Genomic DNA, 15327 nt, shown 5'->3' with positions numbered 1-15327 from the left:
TATGTAATGTGGTTATATTATTTGCTGAAGCGATTAGATTATTCTTCTGATTCCATATATGTGCAGGGTTTAGAAACCAAGGGATCAGGGCATATATGATTGACAAGCGGTTATTTAAGGTTTAAAATAAAACGTAATTATTATGATTTGTGAAAGGGAGATCAGCATGAAAAAAGATATTCATCCGGATAACCATCAAGTGATTTTTCAAGATGTGAACAGCGGCTACCGCTTTTTAAGCCATTCAACGAAAACGTCAGAGGAAACGGCAGAGTGGGAAGACGGAAAAACATACCCGCTGATTAAAGTAGAAGTCAGCTCAGATACGCATCCGTTTTATACAGGCCGCCAAAAATTCAACGAAAAAGGCGGGAGAGTCGAACAGTTCAACAAAAAATACAATATGGGGAAATAAGACAAGCCCAATGGGGTTTGTCTTATTTATTGAGCACTTTGTCATCTCGTGCGGGGAGTGACGAATTGACCCGTCTTATGTTATATTGTGAATAAAAAAGCAGAAAGGAAACACCAAGATGAGTCTTCTAAACGATATCATGCAATTTAATGAGCAGTTCACTAAAAACAAAGATTATGAAAAATACCAAACATCTAAATTCCCGGATAAAAAGATGGCGATTTTGTCCTGTATGGACACGCGTCTTGTAGAATTGCTTCCGCATGCGATGAACATGCGAAACGGCGATGTGAAAATTATTAAAAGTGCCGGCGCGCTTGTCGCCCACCCGTTCGGAAGTATCATGCGCAGCCTTTTAGTGGCCGTATACGAATTAAACGCCGATGAAGTCTGCGTTATCGGCCACCATGATTGCGGCATGAGCAAAATCAACAGCGAGGATATGCTTGATAAAATTATCGACCGCGGTATTCCGAAAGAGCGGATTGACATGCTGAAGCACTCAGGAGTTGATCTTGATCAATGGCTGAAAAGCTTTGATTCAGTAGAAGCGAGTGTTACAGACAGCGTAAACGTCATTAAACACCATCCGCTATTCCCTGACAATGTGCCGGTGCACGGTCTGGTGATTGATCCTGAAACTGGTAAACTTGATCTGGTGATCGACGGCTACCAGCATATGGACTAATGTTTTTGTTTTTTGTCCGGTACGGGATCAACACCGCCCGGATGAAAAGGGTGGCACTTTAAAATCCGCTTCAGTGTCAGCCATCCGCCTTTTAATGCGCCGTGAGTCTTGACGGCTTCGATTCCGTACTGTGAACACGTCGGATAAAAGCGGCATGACGGGGGTGTCAGCGGAGAGATGAACTTCTGGTATCCGCGGATGAACGCAATCATTATGGTTTTCATCAAAAAAACACCTTTCTGATGCTAGTATAGAAAAAAAATTTCAGATTGAAAAGCTTCCGCCACAATTCTTATCGGAAAACTGTGTTATAATGGATGCATATTCTGAAAAAAAGGGAGTGCCATTATGCCTTCAGTAGAAAGTTTTGAGCTTGACCATAATGCGGTTGTGGCTCCGTATGTAAGACATTGCGGAGTGCATAAAGTCGGAACAGACGGCGTCGTGAATAAGTTTGACATTCGCTTCTGCCAGCCGAACAAACAGGCGATGAAGCCGGATACGATTCATACGCTTGAGCACTTGCTTGCGTTTACGATTCGCACACATTCTGAGAAATACGATCACTTCGACATCATAGATATCTCACCGATGGGCTGCCAGACAGGCTATTATCTTGTTGTCAGCGGCGAGCCGACAGCGGAAGAAATTGTAGACCTGCTTGACGCTACGCTGAAAGAAGCCATCGATATTACGGAGATTCCGGCGGCCAACGAAAAACAGTGCGGCCAGGCGAAACTTCATGATTTAGAAGGCGCGAAACGCCTGATGCGTTTCTGGCTGTCACAGGATAAAGAAGATTTGCTGAAAGTGTTCGGATAAAAAACAGGCCTTTTTGCTGACATGCAAAAAGGCTTTTTTACATATTTCTAAAAAATGTCACACCTTGTGTGTAAGCGTTTGCTAAAATAGAAGCAAACATAAAGGAGTGATGGGATGAAACGGGCTGTATTGGCAGGTATGTGCGGTATGGTATTTTTATTATCTTCCTGCGGGGGCAATTCGGACAAAACCTCCGCGGATGAGGAGCCTAAAGCGCTTGAGGTCAAGCTTACAGGACCGGAAACGGCAGCACCGCATGAAAAAGCGGAATACAAGGCGGAGGTTTTTTACGGCGGCAAGCGTGTCACGGATGCGGATGAAGTCATGTTTGAAGTATGGAAAGAAGGAAAAAAAGGCAGCAGCAAAACAAGCAAGGCCAAGGAGGAAAAAGGGGCGTATCACCTGCGGACTGAATTTGATGAAGAGGGTGTCTATACCGTTCAATCCCACGTAACGGCAAAACAGCAGCATAATATGCCGACTGTAAAAGTGCGTGTCGGGGATGCTGAAGCTGCCGATGATTCCTCCGGCCATGAGGAACAGACGCATCATCATTAAGGATCTTTTTTATCCGTTAAGCCTTTTGATGCGTCCTCCGGCGGGTCAATCGTATGTTTTACATTATAAGCTCTTACAGTCGACCAGATGGATAAAAGCAGCACGGCGAGCACGATAAGAAAGCCGAAGCTCAGAAGAAGCAGCATGAAATCCCTCCTTTTTAACAAATCATAACATATTTTCCATCCGTAAAATCAAGGGCTAAAAATTTATGTTTTAACACACGATATATAGGGTATATCAATAGTAAACCAAAGGAGGAAGATAGGCATGTCAGAAAAACTATTGGATGCAGTCAATAAGCAAGTTGCAAACTGGACGGTCATGTATGTGAAATTACATAACTATCATTGGTACGTCAAAGGGAAGGACTTTTTCACATTGCATGAAAAGTTCGAGGAGCTGTATAACGAAACGGCTACATATATTGATGATCTGGCAGAACGTCTGCTGGCATTAAACGGCAAGCCGATCGGCACAATGACGGAATCATTGAAGACAGCGTCTGTAAAAGAAGCGGAAGGCAATGAGAGCGCAGAACAAATGGTACAGAACATTTATGATGATTTCACTGTCATTGCGGAAGAGCTGAAAAGCGGCATGGACCTCGCAGATGAGGTAGGAGACGAAACGACCGGTGATATGCTGCTTGCCATTCACCAGAATATCGAGAAACATAACTGGATGCTGAAAGCGTATTTAGGATAAATCAACAAGGGAAGACCGGGGCTATAAAGCACTCGGTCTTTTATTTGGCTGCCGAAGAGAGGTGTTGTCCATTTTTCTGAAAAATCCAGTCCGTTCCATTCACTTTTCATAGAATAATGTAAGGCCGTTTCTGTGAAAGGATGTTGGATCAAGTGGGCAAAGACTTTGGCATCTTTTCGTTTTTTGCAGTGATCGTGTCGGCAGCGGGGTTTTTCTTCGGAGGTTTTCAGTATTCGTTTCTGATTTTGCTATCGGTCATGGCGATTGAGTTTATCAGTACAAGCTTAAAAGAATCTCTTTTGCAGCAGCTGAGCGCAAGAAAGCTTTTTGCGCGGCTGGTCAAAAAAATCGTGACCCTGGCATTAGTCTCAGTTTGCCATTTTTTTGACCAGCTGCTTCATACCGAAGGCGCCATCCGTAATTTGGCTATCATGTTTTATATCTTATACGAATCGGTTCAGATCGTGATTACGGCAAGCTCGCTGGGCATACCGGTTCCGCAGGTGCTCGTCGACCTATTGGATACCCTGAAAAATAAATTCAAGCGCAAACCGTAACATTTGCTTCAAAGGAGGCTATACTAGCGGGTATGATGGTTTTCCTCTGAATTTTTGATAAAGGGCTTCCGAACAAACGCAACTGTGGTATGATGTATGGAAGATATGAAGGAACGGATTAGAGGGATAAACATGTACGAGTTTAAAGACTATTATCAGAACACTGTTCAGCTCTCCTTTGAACACCAGCCTTTTTCAGACAGCCCGAAGCACGTATGGGTCATATGCCGATATGGAGATAAGTGGCTTTTGACCGAGCATGAAGACCGGGGGTTTGAATTTCCGGGCGGAAAAGTGGAGCCGATGGAATGTGCGGAGGAAGCGGCCCTGCGCGAGGTGAAAGAAGAAACCGGTGCCGCGGTAAGACATCTGAAGTACGTCGGACAGTATAAAGTTCTCGGCAGGGAAAAGGTAATCGTGAAGAATATTTATTTTGCCGATATTGAAAAGCTTGAAAAACAGGCTGACTATTTTGAAACAAAGGGGCCGGTGCTGTTCAGCGAACTGCCGGAGAATCTCCCCCGAAATAAAAGATTCAGTTTCATTATGAAAGATTCGGTGCTTCCGATCAGTCTGAAAAAGCTGAAAGAGGACGGCGTATTTCAATCATAAAAAACGAAGACCCGGCGCTTACGCACGGGTCTTTTTTATATTTTTCCTTTCGTCCATTTTCTTTCTAACAGTTCGACTCCCTGATACATCAATGTTGCAAAAATCGCGATGATCAGAAGGCTTAAGAACACAAGAGTGAAATTGAAGACCTGGAATCCGTAAATGATCATGTAGCCCAGACCTTTTTCGGAAACGAGAAACTCGCCGACGATGACACCGACCCAGGATAAACCGACGTTCACTTTAAGCGCGGAAATAATCGCGGGGGCGCACGCCGGCAGAATGACTTCTTTAAACATGATGCTTTTTTTCGCTCCGAAGGTTTTCATCACCTTAATATAGTTTTCATCCACTTCCTGAAAAGCCGTAAAGACGACGATTGTCGTGATAATGACACTGATGACTGCTCCCATGGCGACAATGCTTGTGAAATTCGGTCCGAGTGCCACGATGAGAATCGGTCCGAGTGCGACCTTCGGCATCGCGTTTAAAATGACGAGGTACGGGTCTAAAACCCGGGCGAGCCTGTTTGACCACCATAACAGAGCGGCGAGGCATGTGCCGAGAAGCGTGCCGAGCAAAAAGCCGAGAACGGTTTCTCCTAAGGTTACGCCGATGTGCGCCGCAAGGGATCCGTCCGCAATCTTTTCAACTAAAAGCCTGCAAACGGCGGAGGGTGAGCTGAAGATTAACGGATCGATCCAGCCCGCCCTGCTCGATATTTCCCATCCGGCAAAAAATACGATGAAAATGGCGGCCTGATACGCACGGATCCGGAGCTTTTCTTTTTGGTGTCTTTTCTTAAACTGCTGATGAAGCTGTTCATTCGTGCCGCTGCTGTTTTTCAAGGGAATTCAGCTCCTTCCATATGGTTTGAAACAGCGGCTGAAAGGCCGGATCCTGACGCGCGTCAAACGGATCTAAAGCCGCGAGCTCCTTAGGCACGGTGAATATTTGGTGGATGGTGCCCGGCTGATTCGAAAATAAATAGATCGTATCGCTCATGGCGATGGCTTCACCGATATCGTGGGTGACGAGCACGGCGGTTTTTTGAAAATCCTTTAATGTTCTGAAGACAAGGTTTTCCAAAGAAAGCTTCGTTTGAAAGTCCAGCGCGGAAAACGGTTCATCAAGGAGCAGCAGGCCCGGGTCCGGCGCAAGAGTTCTGGCAAGTGCCGCCCGCTGCCGCATCCCGCCTGAGAGCTCTTTCGGATATTTCTTTTCAACGCCGATTAATCCGAGCTTAGGCAGAAGGCTGAGAACTTCAGCTCTTTTTTCTTCTGTTAATGTTTTTGAAATGTGTAAACCGAGCAGCACGTTTTCCTCAATTGATTTCCAAGGAAATAAATAATCCTGCTGAAGCATATAACCGATTTGGTGTTCTTTATGGTTCGGCACGCTTCCTTCAATCAGCACCCGGCCTTGCGCAGGGGTGATAAGGCCGGCCAGAATGGACAGGAGTGTTGTTTTTCCGCATCCGCTCGGCCCGAGAAAGGAGATGAAATCCCCTTTTTCAATCTGAAAATGTATATCTTTCACGGCGGTTGTCTTTTCTTTCAGCGAGAAATAAGTATGTGTTACATGATCGACATGTAAAAAAGACATTCATGTTCCTCCTATTGTTCTGAGGTGACTTTTTTGGCGATTTTTGTGTTGACGAGTTTGCTGTACGGAATGTGTTTCGGGAGCTCTCCGGCTTCATCCATAATAGATTGAAGCTGTTCCCATTCATCCTTTTGCAGAACTGGGTCTGCAGAGAATGACTTTTGTTTTTTATAGCGCTCTATTGATGTTTCGATAATGGCCGGATCTGTATCGGCAAATTCCTTCTGAATCGTTTTTGCGATGTCTTTGGCCGGATGGCTTTCCACCCATTGCTGGGCGCGATAGATGGCGCGGGTGAATTTTTCCGCCGTCTTTTCATTGCTTTTCAAATAACTTTCTTTTGCCATAAAGGTTGTGTATGGCACTTGGCCGGAAGCTTCTCCGAAGGATGCGACGATATGGCCGATGCCTTCTTTTTCAAATTGGGATGCTGTCGGTTCAAACAGCTGCACATAATCACCCGTTCCGGATGCGAATGCGTTGGAAATATTGGCGAAATCAATGTTTTGAACGAGGTTAATGTCTTTTTTCGGTTCTATGTGATTCTTTTTCAGGGCGTACTCACCGGCCATTTGGGGCATGCCGCCTTTTCGCTGGCCGAGAAATGTTTTTCCTTTTAAATCGCTCCATTTGAATGATTTCTCATCCTTCCGTGACACGAGAAATGTGCCGTCCGTCTGTGTCAGCTGCGCGAAGTTGATGACCGGATCTTTTGCTCCCTGCGCTTCCACGTAAATGGATGTTTCAGAACCGACCAGCGCGATATCAGACCCGTTTGACAAAAGCGATGTCATCGTTTTGTCTCCGCCCCATGTTGTTTGAAGTGACACTTGGAGCCCTTCTTTTTTAAAGAAACCTTTTGCTTCAGCGACATACAGAGGCGTATAGAAGATGGAGTGTGTGACTTCCGCCACCTTTACCTTCGTCAGACTTTCTTCCTGTCTGCAGGCCGGAAGAATGAGCAGGAAAAAGGCGCATATGACAAAAACGCAGCCCGTTTTGAGCCATTTGTTCACGGTGTAACCTCCTTGTTTTAAGCGTTAAAATAACCTTTTCTGCTTTACATATCGTATGATGGGTATAAAAAATGTGTGAGTGCCAATATTCACGTTGGGAAAGAATAAAAAAACTGATGATATAAGGAGGCTCATTGTTTTGCTGGCAGAAAAGAAAAGGTTCCCGTCTCCGAGTCCGCATGTCCGCCTCTTTGAGGTATGCTATGAGTCAGAAGGGCTGAAGGTAAAGGGGCTCCTTGCCGAGCCTGCTGAGCCGGGAACATATGACGGTTTTTTATATTTGCGCGGCGGCATAAAAAATGTCGGCATGGTACGCCCCGGAAGAATCGTTCAATTCGCTTCCCAAGGCTTTGTCGTGTTTGCGCCTTATTACAGAGGCAACCAGGGCGGCGAGGGAAATGAAGATTTTGCGGGAGAGGACAGAGAGGACGCGTTTTCCGCTTTTCGCCTGCTTCGGGAGCATCCGAACGTCAGGGAAGGGCGGGTGCATATTTTCGGTTTTTCCCGGGGCGGAATCATGGGGCTTTTGACCGCGATTGAAATGGGGCATCAAGCGGCTTCGCTCGTATCATGGGGCGGTGTGAGCGATATGGTGCTTACTTATGAAGAGCGGAAGGATATGCGGCGGATGATGAAGCGGGTGATCGGCGGCACGCCGAAAAAGGTGCCGGATGAATACAGATGGCGTTCGCCGTTTGAAAACGCAGACCGCATTCAGGCCCCTGTGCTGCTCATCCATGGAGAGAATGATGAGAATGTTTCGATCGAACACGCCCGGATGATCGAGGACAAGCTGAAAGAGGCGGGGAAACCGGTGGAAACCTGGTATTACAGCGGTTTTACGCATTATTTTCCGCCGCAGGAAAACAGACGCATTGTCCGGCGGCTGGCGGAATGGATGAAGACACGGTAAGATGCCTGATTTATGATATGATAATAAAGAATAAGAGAATGAAAGGGGATTTTCATTTTGGGAATGCCTGTTGAATTTAATACCATGATTGTGACAAAAGGCAATGAAAAACGGATAGAGGAAAATATCTTTTTATTGGAGAAAGAGGGCTACCGCGTCTATCCTCTTGATATTCCGATGGACGTGCGCAAAACGAAAACCGGCGAGAAATCCGGCACCGGCGAGGTCCAAAAGCTCGAATGGGCGAACGGCCGGACAAGCATTACATACAGACTCACGTCGCTTCATTCGACAAACTGAAAAAACAAAAGCCGAGGGCATAAACGCCCTTGGCTTTTTTGATTACACGAGAGGTCCGCCGGCTTTGGCAATCGAGTCCGCATGGGAAAACTTTTTAAAGTTTTCTTTAAACTCATTGGCTAAAAACAGCGCTTTTTCGTTGTATGCCTGTTTATCGCTCCATGTGTTTTCAGGCTGAAGAACTTCATCCGGAACGCCCGGAACATGAACGGGACTGCGCAGGCCGAAAATGCTGTCTGCCGTCATGTCAGTCTGGTTCAGTCTGCCTTCAATAGCGGCCTTGACCATCGCTCTTGTATACGAAAGTTTCATCCGTTCTCCGACTCCGTACCCTCCGCCGGTCCAGCCTGTGTTGACCAGGAAGACTTGAACGCCGTGTTCGTCGATTTTATGCCCGAGCATTTCGGCATATACATGCGCCGGAAGCGGAAGGAACGGTGAACCGAAGCACGTCGAGAAAGTCGTTTGCGGAGATGTCACGCCGCGCTCGGTTCCCGCGAGTTTACTGGTGTACCCGCTTAAGAAGTGATACATCGCCTGTTCCTTCGTCAGTTTGCTGATCGGAGGGAGCACGCCGAATGCGTCCGCCGTTAAAAAGACGATCGCCTGCGGATGGCCGGCAATGCTCGGCTGCACGATATTGCCGATCATCTCAATCGGATATGCGGCTCTTGTGTTTTCCGTGTAGAAGGAATTGTCGTAATCCGCTTCACCCGTTTTTTCATCAAGCACGACATTCTCAAGAACAGACCCGAAGCGGATCGCACGAAAAATCTGCGGTTCTTTTTCCTCGCTCAGATTGATACATTTAGCGTAACATCCGCCTTCAATGTTGAAAACGCCGGAATCTGACCAGCCGTGCTCGTCATCGCCGATCAGTTTGCGGTCCGCATCGGCTGAAAGCGTCGTTTTCCCTGTGCCGGAAAGGCCGAAAAACAGGGCGACATCGCCTTTTTCACCGACATTGGCTGAGCAGTGCATCGGCAGTATATCCTGCTGCGGAAGCAGGAAGTTCATAATGGAGAATATTGATTTTTTCATTTCTCCGGCGTATTCGGTGCCGCCGATTAAAATGACGCGCTTTTCGAAAGAGACAATGATAAATGTTTCCGAATGCGTGCCGTCTGTCTCGGGATCTGCTTTAAAATGCGGAGCTGAGAGAATGGTGAAAGGCTGCGCTTGCCTGTCTCTTTCATCCGTCTCCGGTCTGATAAACAGCTGGCGCGCGAATAAATTGTGCCACGCAAATTCATTTACGACTGTAATCGGGAGTCTGTATTTTTCATCCGCTCCCGCGAATCCTTCAAACACAAACAGTTCATCCCGCTGTTTTAAGTAGCTGACGACTTTGGCGTACAGCTTTTCAAATGCCTCTTCAGAAATGGGCTGATTCACCGCGCCCCAATCAATTTGATTTTCTGTGCTTTGTTCACGGACGATAAATTTATCTTTAGGTGACCGGCCTGTATATGCGCCGGTGGTGGCGCGTACGGCGCCCGTTGATGTCAGCGTTCCTTCATTTCGGCTGATCACTTTTTCGGTAAGTTTTGGAGCCGATAAATTATGATGCACATTCGGACTTGCAAGTAATGCTTGAAGATCTGCGGTTAAATCAACTAATTTCATAAAAACCTTCCTTTGCCGGTTTATTTGTATTTCGCTGAATGTGGAATTAGTATAACATATATCTGAAAATAGTCTATACTATTTGCGGTTTTTTGTTTGTGTTTTTCCATTGCTTCCCGAAATAAAGGCGCGTAATCGCTTTAATTCATATTGACACTTTCCGCCCTTTTACGATAAGATATTTCATTGAGCGGATACTCTTATCCCGAGCTGGCGGAGGGACAGGCCCGATGAAGCCCAGCAACCGGTTTCTCTGTAAAAAAGCAGGTGAAAACACTGTGGGAAACCAAGGTGCTAACCTGATGCAAGGTTTAATATTTTCCTTGAGCGATAAGAGTGAAAGGCACACAGACCAAACCCTTTCCTCGAGTGGAAAAGGTTTTTTTATTTCATAAAATATGCCAATTAACATTCTCTGATATAGTATGACATTGTATTAAGAGGGAGCGAGTTCCGTATCATATGAGAAGGTCTTGCAAAAGATCTTTTTTCAGGAGGAAAAGTGAATGAGTAAAAACCGTCGACTATTTACATCTGAATCTGTTACTGAGGGTCATCCGGACAAAATCTGTGACCAAATTTCTGACAGTATCTTAGATGAGATTTTAAAAAATGACCCGAACGCGCGCGTGGCCTGCGAAACATCTGTAACGACAGGACTTGTGCTGGTAAGCGGAGAGATTACTACATCAACATACGTTGACATTCCGAAAACAGTCCGTGAAACGATTAAAGAAATCGGCTACACACGCGCCAAATACGGATTTGATGCGGAGACTTGCGCTGTTTTAACATCAATTGATGAACAGTCTGCGGATATCGCAATGGGTGTCGATCAGGCTCTTGAAGCGCGTGAAGGCACAATGAGCGATGCTGAAATCGAAGCAATCGGAGCGGGAGACCAAGGCCTGATGTTCGGTTATGCGTGTAACGAAACGAAAGAGCTTATGCCGCTTCCGATCTCTTTGGCGCATAAATTAGCCCGCCGTTTGAGCGAAGTCCGCAAAGAAGACATTCTTCCGTATCTTCGCCCTGACGGCAAAACGCAAGTTACCGTTGAATATGATGAAAACAACAAGCCGGTCCGCATCGACGCGATCGTTATTTCAACTCAGCACCACCCGGAAATTACGCTTGAGCAGATTCAGCGCAATCTGAAAGAGCATGTCATTAATCCTGTCGTGCCTGAGGAACTGATCGATGAAGAAACAAAATACTTCATCAACCCTACGGGACGTTTCGTAATCGGCGGACCTCAAGGTGACGCGGGTCTTACCGGCCGTAAAATCATCGTTGACACATACGGCGGATATGCACGCCACGGCGGCGGCGCATTCTCCGGTAAGGATGCGACGAAGGTAGACCGTTCTGCGGCATACGCTGCGAGATACGTAGCGAAAAACATCGTGGCAGCAGGCCTTGCTGATTCTTGTGAAGTGCAGCTTGCATACGCAATCGGCGTGGCACAGCCTGTTTCTATTTCCATCAATACATTTGATACAGGAAAAGCTTCTGAAGAAAAACTGATCGAAGTCGTACGGAATAACTTCGACCTGAGACCTGCCGGCATTATTAAAATGCTTGATCTGCGCCGCCCGATCTATAAGCAGACTGCTGCTTACGGCCACTTCGGACGTCATGATGTGGATCTTCCTTGGGAGCGTACTGACAAGGCGGATGCGCTTCGTAAAGAAGCACTAGGAGAATAATTTTATAGCCGCTTACTTAAGCGGCTTTCCCTTTTTGTAGATGCTGCCATGCTTATTTTTACATAGCGTGAAACCAATGGCGTAACACAGCGTCTATAAAAAGGGGGTCCAATTAGAAAATTACACTTATGGAGGCTATACTATGTGTGGATTTGTCGGTGTTTTTAATAAGCATCCATTAACTCAAACCGCAGATCAAGAAGAGCTAATCAAACAAATGAACCAAATGATCGTTCACCGCGGTCCTGACAGCGATGGGTATTATCATGACGAGCACGTCGGATTCGGCTTCAGACGGCTCAGTATTATTGACGTAGAAAACGGCGGACAGCCTTTATCATATGAAGACGAAAAATATTGGATCATTTTTAACGGCGAAATCTATAACTACATTGAATTGAGAGAAGAGCTTGAAGCGAAAGGCTACACTTTCAATACAGATTCCGATACTGAAGTGCTCCTTGCGACATACCGTCATTATAAAGAAGAAGCCGCTTCAAAGCTTCGCGGAATGTTTGCGTTTTTAATCTGGAACAAAGCTGACCGCGTTATGTACGGCGCGAGAGACCCGTTCGGCATTAAGCCGCTGTATTACACAACCATCGGGGACAAAGTATATTTTGCATCTGAAAGAAAAAGTTTAATGGCCGCTCAAAACGGCATTGATCTTGATACAGCTTCTTTACAGCAATATATGTCTTTCCAATTCGTTCCTGAACCGAGCACGCTTGACGCTGAAGTGAAAAAAGTCGAGCCGGGCAGCCAGTTTACGATCCGCCCGGAAGGCGACATCGCGTTTAAAACATATTTCAAAGCGAACTTCAAGCCTGTTCAGTCTGATGAAGATAAATTGGTGAAAGAAGTCAGAGACGCAATCTTTGACTCTGTCAAAGTTCACATGAGAAGTGACGTTCCTGTCGGTTCGTTTCTATCCGGCGGTATCGACTCTTCTTTTATCGTCTCAGTTGCGAAAGAATTTCACCCGAGCCTTAAAACATTTTCCGTCGGTTTTGAGCAGCAGGGCTTCAGTGAGGTTGACGTAGCGAAGGAAACGGCTGCCGCGCTCGGGATTGAAAATATCAGCAAAGTCATTTCTCCTGAGGAGTATATGAACGAGCTTCCGAAAATCGTCTGGCACTTTGATGACCCGCTTGCAGATCCGGCGGCGATTCCTTTGTACTTTGTCGCAAAAGAAGCGAAAAAACATGTAACGGTCGCGTTATCCGGGGAAGGCGCGGACGAGCTGTTCGGCGGGTACAATATTTACCGCGAACCGCTTTCGCTTAAACCGTTTGAACGCATTCCGTCCGGTCTGAAAAAAATGCTTCTTCATGTGGCGTCCGTCATGCCTGAAGGAATGAGAGGGAAAAGCCTCTTAGTCCGCGGCTGCACACCGCTTGAGGAGCGTTATATCGGTAATGCGAAGATTTTTGAAGAGCCCGTGAAAAAACAGCTGCTCAAACATTACAATCCAGAGCTTTCATACCGTGATGTCACGAAGCCGTACTTTACGGAAAGCCGTTCATACAGCGACATTAATAAAATGCAGTATGTTGACATCCATACGTGGATGCGCGGCGACATCCTGTTAAAGGCTGACAAAATGACGATGGCCAACTCATTGGAACTGCGCGTGCCGTTCCTTGATAAAGTCGTGTTTGACGTGGCTTCTAAAATTCCGGATGAACTGAAAACGAAAAACGGCACGACGAAATACCTTCTGCGCAAAGCTGCTGAAGGGGTAGTGCCTGATCATGTGCTTAACCGCAAAAAACTCGGCTTCCCTGTGCCGATCCGCCACTGGCTGAAAAATGAAATGAACGAATGGGTTCGCAACATCATTCGTGAAAGTGAAACAGATGCTTATATTGAAAAGGATTATGTCCTTCAGCTTCTAGAAGATCATTGTGCCGACAGAGCGGACAACAGCCGCAAAATCTGGACCGTGCTGATCTTCATGATCTGGCACAGCATCAATGTTGAAAAAAGACTGGTGCCGGAAGAGCTGAATCATCAGCCGAAAGAAGTCATTTTCGTTTAATCCAAAAGGCTTTCGATGTTATCGAAAGCCTTTTTTCTATTGTTTTTTTGTAAACCGTCTATTCCGCTCTGTTTTCGACAAAGTATTACGCAATATTCAGAAAAAGGTTATAATAGGACTAATCGGGTAGATTCCGGAAAGTGTTTTCTGGCTATTTCGTCTCGGTTTGTTGTTTCTTTGTCAAAATCAGGGGGAGGGAGAGTTATGCAAAACAAAGAAAAAACGCTTCACCGCGGCTTGGAAGAGCGGCATATCTCGCTTATGTCGTTGGGCGCCGCGATTGGAGTCGGGCTGTTTCTCGGGTCGGCTTCTGCCATAAAGCTTGCCGGGCCGGGGATTTTAGCCGCTTACGCCTGCAGCGGACTGATTATGTTTTTTATTATGCGGGCATTAGGGGAAATGGCGATTCAAAAGCCTGTAGCCGGCTCATTCAGCCGGTATGCCAGAGATTATCTCGGTCCGCTTGCCGGGTTTTTAACAGGCTGGAATTATTGGTTTTTATGGGTTGTTACCTGCATGGCGGAAATCACCGCGGTCGGCATTTATATGGGCTACTGGTTCCCTGACGTGCCGTCATGGATCTGGGCGCTTTGTGCACTCGTCATTATGACGGCTGTCAACTTTCTGGCGGTTAAAGCGTACGGTGAGCTTGAATTCTGGTTTGCGCTCATTAAAGTCTTGGCGATTCTGTCAATGATCGCGATCGGTCTGGTGATGATCGTATTCGGTCTCGGTAACGGAGGCGTTGCGCTCGGAATCAGCAATTTATGGAGCCACGGCGGCTTTTTCCCGAATGGGATTAAAGGGGTGCTGCTGTCGCTTCAAATGGTCATGTTTGCCTATCTCGGGATTGAGCTGATCGGTGTCACAGCCGGTGAGGTCAAAAATCCGGAAAAATCACTGGCGCGGGCCATAGATACTGTTTTTTGGCGCATTCTCATTTTTTACGTCGGAGCTTTGTTTGTCATTATGTCAATTTATCCGTGGCAGGAAATCGGTTCAGGCGGAAGCCCGTTTGTTTTGACATTTGAAAAAATCGGAATCCCCGCTGCAGCCGGAATCATTAATTTTGTCGTATTGACGGCGGCTCTTTCTTCCTGCAACAGCGGGATCTTCAGCACGGGGCGCATGCTGTTCAATCTGGCGGAGCAAAATGAAGCGCCTAAAGCATACGGTACGGTCACAAAAGGCGGTGTGCCGGGAAAAGCGGTATTGGTTTCAGCGGGCGCGTTGTGCATCGGCGTTTTGCTGAACTACGTGGTGCCGGCGAAAGTGTTTACGTGGGTGACGAGCATTGCGACGTTCGGGGCGATTTGGACATGGTCGATTATTTTGCTTTCCCAAATGAAATACCGTAAAAGCTTACAGCCGGAACAACGGAAAAAACTGAAATATAAAATGCCTTTATACCCCTTTTCCTCATATATCTCGCTGGCATTTCTCGCTTTTGTCGTTGTGCTGATGGCTTTTGATGCAGAGACCAGGGTGGCCGTCATCATCGGTCCTGTCTGGTTCGGCATATTATTAGCCGCCTATTACGGGAAAGGTTTCCATAAAAGAAAAGACATAGGTCTGGAAAACGGACAGACATTCGCCGAAAAAGCGTAAAAAAAGAGCCCGGGACATGGGCTCTTTTTTTCATAGGATCGGGCCGGCGGGGGAAGAATAAAACAAATTCCTGAACATTTTGCTTCTGTTTCCTGACAATCGGGAGAATGCAAATGGTTTTTACTTAAATAATATTTTGAAAAATGGTA

The 15327-nt window shown here is 46.4% G+C and carries 18 protein-coding genes and 1 riboswitch; of the genes, 12 read left to right on the top strand and 6 right to left on the bottom strand.

Going from position 1 to position 15327, the window contains the following annotated elements; translation table 11 throughout:
• Positions 1-166: 166 nt before the first annotated feature.
• Together NYE50_RS16315 and NYE50_RS16310 are read left to right on the top strand one after the other, a co-directional pair.
• Positions 167-415, top strand: a complete 249-nt coding sequence (locus NYE50_RS16315; protein WP_003152229.1) for a type B 50S ribosomal protein L31 — start codon at positions 167-169, stop codon at positions 413-415.
• A 118-nt stretch (positions 416-533) separates the two neighbouring features.
• Positions 534-1103, top strand: a complete 570-nt coding sequence (locus NYE50_RS16310; RefSeq protein ID WP_003152233.1) for a beta-class carbonic anhydrase — start codon at positions 534-536, stop codon at positions 1101-1103.
• Here the strand turns inward: NYE50_RS16310 and yidD are convergent.
• The gene (yidD, locus tag NYE50_RS16305; protein WP_007408838.1) at positions 1100-1327 is read right to left on the bottom strand and encodes a membrane protein insertion efficiency factor YidD; all 228 of its coding nucleotides are present in this window, start codon (positions 1325-1327) and stop codon (positions 1100-1102) included. The two genes, NYE50_RS16310 and yidD, sit on opposite strands and share 4 nt — an antisense overlap.
• Positions 1328-1451: 124 nt before the next feature.
• Between yidD and NYE50_RS16300 the strand changes: the two genes are divergently transcribed.
• The gene (locus NYE50_RS16300) at positions 1452-1925 is read left to right on the top strand and encodes an S-ribosylhomocysteine lyase (RefSeq protein ID WP_003152237.1); all 474 of its coding nucleotides are present in this window, start codon (positions 1452-1454) and stop codon (positions 1923-1925) included.
• A gap of 114 nt (positions 1926-2039) precedes the next feature.
• The gene (locus tag NYE50_RS16295) at positions 2040-2483 is read left to right on the top strand and encodes a FixH family protein (RefSeq protein WP_014418701.1); all 444 of its coding nucleotides are present in this window, start codon (positions 2040-2042) and stop codon (positions 2481-2483) included.
• Here the strand turns inward: NYE50_RS16295 and ytzI are convergent.
• Positions 2480-2629: a YtzI protein gene (gene ytzI / locus NYE50_RS16290; protein ID WP_014418700.1), complete on the bottom strand. Its 150-nt coding sequence runs from the start codon at positions 2627-2629 to the stop codon at positions 2480-2482. The genes NYE50_RS16295 and ytzI overlap by 4 nt on opposite strands.
• 124 nt (positions 2630-2753) lie before the next feature.
• Between ytzI and NYE50_RS16285 the strand changes: the two genes are divergently transcribed.
• The 3 genes from NYE50_RS16285 to ytkD all read left to right on the top strand — a co-directional run bounded on the left by NYE50_RS16285 (position 2754) and on the right by ytkD (position 4360).
• Complete coding sequence (locus tag NYE50_RS16285; protein ID WP_007408835.1) at positions 2754-3191, top strand: Dps family protein; 438 nt, start codon at positions 2754-2756, stop codon at positions 3189-3191.
• A 152-nt stretch (positions 3192-3343) separates the two neighbouring features.
• Positions 3344-3748, top strand: a complete 405-nt coding sequence (locus tag NYE50_RS16280; RefSeq protein ID WP_007408834.1) for a phage holin family protein — start codon at positions 3344-3346, stop codon at positions 3746-3748.
• 132 nt (positions 3749-3880) lie between these two features.
• Entirely contained in the window at positions 3881-4360 is a 480-nt protein-coding gene (ytkD, locus tag NYE50_RS16275; protein WP_159354508.1) for an RNA deprotection pyrophosphohydrolase, read from the top strand.
• A 35-nt stretch (positions 4361-4395) separates the two neighbouring features.
• On the opposite strand, the gene NYE50_RS16270 is transcribed toward ytkD, so the two are convergent.
• Genes NYE50_RS16270 through NYE50_RS16260 form a run of 3 tightly spaced genes read right to left on the bottom strand, consistent with a single transcriptional unit; the run spans position 4396 to position 6981 of the window.
• Positions 4396-5208, bottom strand: a complete 813-nt coding sequence (locus NYE50_RS16270) for an ABC transporter permease (protein WP_159354507.1) — start codon at positions 5206-5208, stop codon at positions 4396-4398.
• A complete protein-coding gene (locus NYE50_RS16265; RefSeq protein WP_159354506.1) occupies positions 5183-5965 on the bottom strand; it encodes an ABC transporter ATP-binding protein in 783 nt (260 codons plus the stop codon). Before NYE50_RS16265 ends, NYE50_RS16270 begins: the two co-directional genes overlap by 26 nt.
• A gap of 11 nt (positions 5966-5976) precedes the next feature.
• Positions 5977-6981 carry an ABC transporter substrate-binding protein gene (locus NYE50_RS16260; RefSeq protein WP_025649756.1) on the bottom strand — a complete coding sequence of 335 codons (1005 nt, stop codon included), beginning with the start codon at positions 6979-6981 and terminating at the stop codon, positions 5977-5979.
• A gap of 139 nt (positions 6982-7120) precedes the next feature.
• Between NYE50_RS16260 and NYE50_RS16255 the strand changes: the two genes are divergently transcribed.
• Together NYE50_RS16255 and NYE50_RS16250 are read left to right on the top strand one after the other, a co-directional pair.
• A complete protein-coding gene (locus NYE50_RS16255) occupies positions 7121-7894 on the top strand; it encodes an alpha/beta hydrolase family protein (RefSeq protein ID WP_159354504.1) in 774 nt (257 codons plus the stop codon).
• A gap of 57 nt (positions 7895-7951) precedes the next feature.
• Complete coding sequence (locus tag NYE50_RS16250; protein WP_003152249.1) at positions 7952-8194, top strand: DUF2584 domain-containing protein; 243 nt, start codon at positions 7952-7954, stop codon at positions 8192-8194.
• Between the two features lie 42 nt (positions 8195-8236).
• On the opposite strand, the gene pckA is transcribed toward NYE50_RS16250, so the two are convergent.
• Positions 8237-9820, bottom strand: coding sequence for a phosphoenolpyruvate carboxykinase (ATP) (gene pckA / locus NYE50_RS16245; protein ID WP_015418055.1), 1584 nt, complete (start codon positions 9818-9820; stop codon positions 8237-8239).
• Between the two features lie 197 nt (positions 9821-10017).
• Positions 10018-10157, top strand: a riboswitch (SAM riboswitch).
• Positions 10158-10326: 169 nt separating this feature from the next.
• On the opposite strand from pckA, the gene metK reads away from it, so the two are divergent.
• From metK to alaP, 3 genes are all read left to right on the top strand, one after another.
• Positions 10327-11529: a methionine adenosyltransferase gene (metK, locus tag NYE50_RS16240; RefSeq protein WP_003152253.1), complete on the top strand. Its 1203-nt coding sequence runs from the start codon at positions 10327-10329 to the stop codon at positions 11527-11529.
• Positions 11530-11671: 142 nt separating this feature from the next.
• Positions 11672-13570 (top strand): asparagine synthase (glutamine-hydrolyzing), encoded by a 1899-nt coding sequence (asnB, locus tag NYE50_RS16235; protein WP_003152255.1) that lies wholly within the window; start codon positions 11672-11674, stop codon positions 13568-13570.
• A gap of 204 nt (positions 13571-13774) precedes the next feature.
• A complete protein-coding gene (gene alaP, locus NYE50_RS16230; RefSeq protein WP_017418420.1) occupies positions 13775-15178 on the top strand; it encodes an alanine permease AlaP in 1404 nt (467 codons plus the stop codon).
• Positions 15179-15327 lie beyond the last annotated feature (149 nt).

The sequence above is a fragment of the Bacillus sp. EU55 genome (assembly GCF_038005925.1).
Taxonomy (GTDB): domain Bacteria; phylum Bacillota; class Bacilli; order Bacillales; family Bacillaceae; genus Bacillus; species Bacillus velezensis.
The sequence above is the reverse complement of the archived record's forward strand: the minus strand, read 5'-3'. Positions and strand labels throughout refer to the sequence as shown.

What these genes read in the sequence shown, in the direction of transcription:
- NYE50_RS16315 (WP_003152229.1), top strand. Translation starts at nt 167, where the DNA reads ATGAAAAAAGATATTCATCCGGATAACCATCAAGTGATTTTTCAAGAT.
- NYE50_RS16310 (WP_003152233.1), top strand. Translation starts at nt 534, where the DNA reads ATGAGTCTTCTAAACGATATCATGCAATTTAATGAGCAGTTCACTAAA.
- yidD (WP_007408838.1), bottom strand. Translation starts at nt 1,327, where the DNA reads ATGAAAACCATAATGATTGCGTTCATCCGCGGATACCAGAAGTTCATC.
- NYE50_RS16300 (WP_003152237.1), top strand. Translation starts at nt 1,452, where the DNA reads ATGCCTTCAGTAGAAAGTTTTGAGCTTGACCATAATGCGGTTGTGGCT.
- NYE50_RS16295 (WP_014418701.1), top strand. Translation starts at nt 2,040, where the DNA reads ATGAAACGGGCTGTATTGGCAGGTATGTGCGGTATGGTATTTTTATTA.
- ytzI (WP_014418700.1), bottom strand. Translation starts at nt 2,629, where the DNA reads ATGCTGCTTCTTCTGAGCTTCGGCTTTCTTATCGTGCTCGCCGTGCTG.
- NYE50_RS16285 (WP_007408835.1), top strand. Translation starts at nt 2,754, where the DNA reads ATGTCAGAAAAACTATTGGATGCAGTCAATAAGCAAGTTGCAAACTGG.
- ytkD (WP_159354508.1), top strand. Translation starts at nt 3,881, where the DNA reads ATGTACGAGTTTAAAGACTATTATCAGAACACTGTTCAGCTCTCCTTT.
- NYE50_RS16265 (WP_159354506.1), bottom strand. Translation starts at nt 5,965, where the DNA reads ATGTCTTTTTTACATGTCGATCATGTAACACATACTTATTTCTCGCTG.
- pckA (WP_015418055.1), bottom strand. Translation starts at nt 9,820, where the DNA reads ATGAAATTAGTTGATTTAACCGCAGATCTTCAAGCATTACTTGCAAGT.
- metK (WP_003152253.1), top strand. Translation starts at nt 10,327, where the DNA reads ATGAGTAAAAACCGTCGACTATTTACATCTGAATCTGTTACTGAGGGT.
- asnB (WP_003152255.1), top strand. Translation starts at nt 11,672, where the DNA reads ATGTGTGGATTTGTCGGTGTTTTTAATAAGCATCCATTAACTCAAACC.
- alaP (WP_017418420.1), top strand. Translation starts at nt 13,775, where the DNA reads ATGCAAAACAAAGAAAAAACGCTTCACCGCGGCTTGGAAGAGCGGCAT.